Raw genomic sequence first — 5,391 nt, forward strand, 5'->3', positions numbered from 1 at the left:
TTGATTAATCATCATAGAGCTGTTGATGATGCAAAAGCTACCGCTGATATCCTTATTAAGATGTTGGACATTTTAAAAGATAAAGATATATTAACCCCTTATCAATTAAATTCAACTTTGAAGTCAAAAAATATCAACAAAAATGAAGTATTTCATTGTATCATACTTGCAAAAAACCAACAAGGTTTAAAAGAACTATATAAATTGATTTCAAAATCTCATTTGGAATATTTTTATAGGAAGCCACGCATCCCAAAATCATTAATACAAAAAAGTAAAAATAACTTTATAATTGGTAGTGCATGTGAATTAGGTGAGGTATATAAAGCTTTTTTAACAAATAAACCTTTTTCCGAAATTAATGAAATCATTGATTTTTATGATTATATTGAAATCCAGCCAATTGATAACAATAAACATTTAGTGAGGGATGGCATTGTTAAAAATGTTGATGAACTAAAAGAAATAAATAAAAAAATATATAACCTAGCAAAATCAAAAAATAAATTAGTTGTTGCTACTGGAGATGTACATTTCCTTGATCCTAAAGATGAGGTTTATAGACGCATAATTATGTATGGACAAGGATTTGATGATGCCGATGAACAACCTCCTCTCTATTTTAGAACTACTGATGAAATGATCAAAGAATTCTCATATTTAGGGGAAGCTGTTGCTGAAGAAATAGTTGTTACAAACACTAATTTAATTAGTGGTATGGTAGAATACACAAAACCAATTCCTGATGGCACTTTCCCTCCTAAAATTGAGGGGGCTGATGATGAATTAAAAAAAATAGCATATGAAAGGGCATTTAAAATATACGGTAACCCTCTGCCGGCTATTGTTGAAGAGAGATTAAATAGAGAGCTAAATTCTATAATAAATAATGGATATTCAGTTTTATATATTATAGCTCAAAAACTTGTTTCAAAATCTATGCAAGATGGTTACTTAGTTGGCTCTAGAGGTTCAGTTGGCTCATCTTTCGTAGCAACGATGAGTGGTATAACTGAAGTAAACCCTCTTCCACCTCATTATGTTTGCGAGAACTGTCATTATTCAGAATTTTATGATGATGGTAAAATTGCCTCTGGTTTTGATTTAAATGATAAAGATTGTCCTAATTGTGGAAATCCAATGAAGAAAGACGGGCACGATATACCGTTTGAAGTATTCTTAGGGTTTGAAGGGGATAAGGAACCAGATATTGACTTAAATTTTGCTGGTGAATACCAAGCAATAGCACATAAATATACAGAAGAGCTATTTGGAGAGGGAAAAGTATTTAGAGCAGGTACTATTGGTACAATTGCAGATAAGACAGCATATGGTTTTGTAAAAAAATACTTTGAGCAAAAAAATAAACCGGTTAATCAGGCTGAAATAAATAGATTAGTTAAAGGTTGTACAGGGATAAAGAGAACATCTGGCCAACATCCTGGAGGAGTTATGATTGTTCCAGATTATAAAGATATTCATGATTTTACTCCAATACAATATCCTGCAGATGATAATTCCTCAGGTGTTATAACAACCCATTTTGATTATCATTCAATAAGCGGAAGAATTTTAAAGTTAGATATATTAGGCCATGATGTACCTACAATTATAAAGATGCTTGAAGATTTAACAGGAATAGATCCTCTTCAAATACCACTTGATGATAAAGATACAATGAGTCTTTTTACTAGCACCAAAGCATTAAACATTGACCCTAAGGAAATCAACTGTGAAGTAGGAACATTAGGAATTCCTGAGTTTGGAACTAAATTTGTTCGCCAAATGTTATTAGAAACCTCACCTACAACTTTTTCAGAATTAGTTAGGATATCAGGACTATCTCATGGTACAGATGTATGGGTTAATAATGCACAAGACCTTGTAAGAAAAAATATTGCAACCTTAAAAGAAGTAATTTCTACTAGAGAGGATATAATGTTATATCTGATAAATGCTGGGCTTGACAAAAAACGAGCGTTTTTCACTATGGAAAAAGTTAGAAAGGGTAAAGGTTTAAGTCTGGAAGATCAAGAAACAATGAGAAAATTGAATATTCCTGAATGGTATATTGAATCCTGTAATAAGATTAAATATATGTTTCCAAAAGCACATGCTGCAGCTTATGTTACAATGAGTTTTAGAATAGCCTATTTTAAAGTGCATTATCCTCAAGCTTTCTATGCAACATACTTCACAACAAAAGCCTCAGATTTTGATGCTGAACTTATTTTGCAAGGAAAGGAATATGTAAAATCAAAAATTCAAGAAATTGAAAATAGAATTAATGAATCAAGTGCTAAAGAAAAAAATCAATTGACAATTCTAGAAGTTGCTTTGGAAATGTATGCTAGAGGCTTAACTTTTGAAAGAGTAGATTTGTATAAGTCAGACAGTGATAGGTTTTTAATAGGTCAAAATGGAATAATACCACCACTTAAAACACTTGAAGGAATTGGGGAAAATGCTGCTAGAAAGTTAGTCGAAGAGAGAAATTTAGCTCCATTTCTCTCCATTGAAGAATTAATTACTAGAGGCAAGGCCACTAGACCAGTTATTGAAGCTTTAGAGAAACATGGATGTTTAAAAGATATTCCTGAAACTAATCAAATTAGCCTTTTTAACATTTGATTTAATTTTATGAATATGATATAATACAAAAAGACAATTAATAATTAATTCAAAGAGTGGGAGATCCCACTCTTAATTTTTGCAAGGTATGGTGAATTATATGAATAGAAAAGAAATAGTTGAAACTGTAAAAGAGTTTAGTGATCCTTTGGTTTCTAATTTAGGGTACGAACTAGTAGATGTTGAATTCGTGAAAGAACAGAGTGAATATTTCCTCAAAATATTCATTGATAAGCTTGGAGGTGTAAACTTAGAAGATTGCCAGTTAGTTAGTGAAAAAATTGGGGAAAAATTGGATCAAATCGATATAATTGATGTTTCTTATTATCTTGAAGTATCATCACCTGGACTCGATAGACCAATAAAAACTGATAAAGATATAATTAGGAACTTAGGTAAAGAAGTTGAAATTAATCTGTATAAAGCAATAGAAGGGAAAAAACATTTTGAAGGTATACTAAAAAACTATGACGAAAATACAGTAACTATTCAGTTAGAAGAAAATAATGTTGTAATTCCACGAGAGTTAATTTCGTTGATGAGACAGATAATTCACTTTTAATATATAATATGAGGAGGAATAAAGGGATGAATGTTGATTTCATCAGTGCCCTTGAGGAAATTGAAAAAGAGAAAGGGATTCCAAAAAGTGTCATAATAGATGCTCTAGAATCAGCTTTGATATCAAGTTATAAAAAGAATTTTGGTTCTTCACAAAATGTTGAAGTGGAAATAGATAACATAACAGGTAATGTAAAAGTGTTTGCTATAAAAACTGTAGTCAACAGTGATGACCTAGAGGATGAATTATTGCAAATTCCAATAGAGCTAGCTAATAAAATAAATCCAAAATTAAGTATTGGAGATTCAATAAAATTAGAAGTTACACCCAAAAATTTTGGAAGAATAGCTGCTCAAACAGCTAAACAAGTAGTAATGCAAAGAATTAAAGATGCAGAAAGAGATGTAATTTTTGAAGAGTTTATAAATCGAGAAAACGAAATCATTACAGGACAAATCCAACGATCTTCTAAGAATAATGTATACATTGACTTGGGTAAAATAGAAGGTATATTGCCTCCAACTGAACAAATACCTGGAGAAGTCTATAACCAAGGAGATAGATTAAAATTACTTATTTCTGAAGTCAAAAAAACAACCAAAGGCCCACAAATAATACTTTCAAGAGCAAGTGATAGTTTAGTTAAAAGATTATTTGAAATTGAAGTTCCTGAAATAGTTCAAGGAATTGTAGAAATTTATTCAATAGCAAGAGAAGCTGGTTCCAGAACTAAAATAGCAGTATTTTCTAAAAATCAAGAAGTTGATCCTCTGGGTGCATGTGTTGGATTTAAAGGGACTAGAGTAAAAGCGATAGTAGATGAACTCAATGGTGAAAAGATTGATATTGTAATCTGGAGTAAAAAAATAGATGAGTTTATTGCAAACAGTCTAAGTCCTTCTAAAGTTCTAGAGGTATTCTCAAACGAAAAAGAAAAATCAGCACTTGTAATAGTTCCTGATCATCAATTATCTCTAGCTATAGGAAAAGAAGGACAAAATGCTAGGTTAGCAGCAAAGTTAACTGGTTGGAAAATTGACATTAAATCAGAAAGCCAATATAAAAGCTTAATTGGAGATGATAAAGATGAGTCCTAAAAAGGTTCCACTAAGAAAATGCATAGCATGTAATCAGATGAAGCCAAAGTATGAACTCATTAGAATCGTAAAGAATAGCGATGGAATTGTAAGTGTTGATTTAACCGGGAAAGCAAATGGAAGAGGCGCATATATTTGTGCAAATTTAGAATGTTTTAATGAAATAGTTAAAAATAAAAAATTATCAAGACAATTACAAACAGAAATTAGTGATGACATTTATCAAAAACTTAGAGAGGTTATAAAAGAATGAAAGTCACCTAAAAAGTGGAGGTGTTAAGATGGCGAAAATAAGAATATATGAATTAGCTAAAGAGCTAAATATGTCAAGCAAAGAATTAGTAGAAAAAATTTCCGAGCTTAATATAGGAGTTCATAGTCATATGAGCTCAATAGAAGAAGAAGATGCTAAATTAATAAAAGAAATAATTCTAGATGAAAATAAGAAAGAAACTCTAGATAATAATGATGTTAATATTATTGAAGATGTAAAGATTGAACCGTCAGAATATAACAATGATTTTGAGGATAAAAACACAAAGAAAAAAAAGTCAAATAAGAAGAAAAGTCATAATAGAGAATTCGATTCTATAAATAAAATATCAATAGAACAGCCGACAGAAAAATCTATCACTATAGAATCTGAGATAACTGTAAAAGAATTGGCGGAAAGACTAGATGTAAATCCAGCACAAGTAATAACCAAATTAATCGCATTAGGAATCATGGCAACACAAAATCAAACTATTGGTTCAGAGATTGCTGAGCTGATTGCAGAAGAGTTCGGGTATAAAGTAGAAATTGCTAAAAGTGAAGAAGAATCAGAAATTGATAAATTAGATTATGAAGATGACCCTAAAGACTTAATTCCTAGACCACCAGTCGTAACAGTTATGGGTCATGTAGATCACGGAAAAACTTCTTTATTGGACGCAATAAGACACACGAATGTAACTGTAAAAGAAGCTGGTGGAATAACTCAGCATATTGGTGCTTATACTGTAAACATAAATAATAAAAAAATAGTTTTCTTGGATACCCCTGGACATGAGGCATTTACTTCTATGAGAGCTAGAGGTGCCAAAATTACGGATATCGCAA

Annotated in this window: 5 protein-coding genes; all 5 read left to right on the forward strand. The window is 31.0% G+C overall.

Going from position 1 to position 5,391, the window contains the following annotated elements; translation table 11 throughout:
- Window positions 1–2,631, forward strand: a 2,631-nt coding sequence (locus ACTB1H_RS08960; RefSeq protein ID WP_463262505.1) for a PolC-type DNA polymerase III, incomplete at its 5' end; no start/stop codon positions are given.
- 100 nt (window positions 2,632–2,731) lie between these two features.
- Entirely contained in the window at window positions 2,732–3,193 is a 462-nt protein-coding gene (locus ACTB1H_RS08965; RefSeq protein WP_463262506.1) for a ribosome maturation factor RimP, read from the forward strand.
- 26 nt (window positions 3,194–3,219) lie between these two features.
- Window positions 3,220–4,290 carry a transcription termination factor NusA gene (gene nusA, locus ACTB1H_RS08970; protein WP_463262507.1) on the forward strand — a complete coding sequence of 357 codons (1,071 nt, stop codon included), beginning with the start codon at window positions 3,220–3,222 and terminating at the stop codon, window positions 4,288–4,290.
- Window positions 4,280–4,543 (forward strand): RNase P modulator RnpM, encoded by a 264-nt coding sequence (gene rnpM / locus ACTB1H_RS08975; protein ID WP_463262508.1) that lies wholly within the window; start codon window positions 4,280–4,282, stop codon window positions 4,541–4,543. Before nusA ends, rnpM begins: the two co-directional genes overlap by 11 nt.
- 28 nt (window positions 4,544–4,571) lie before the next feature.
- Window positions 4,572–5,391 (forward strand): translation initiation factor IF-2 N-terminal domain-containing protein (locus ACTB1H_RS08980; protein WP_463262509.1); only part of this gene is annotated, 820 nt, incomplete at its 3' end.

The organism is Soehngenia sp. (genome assembly GCF_055108775.1).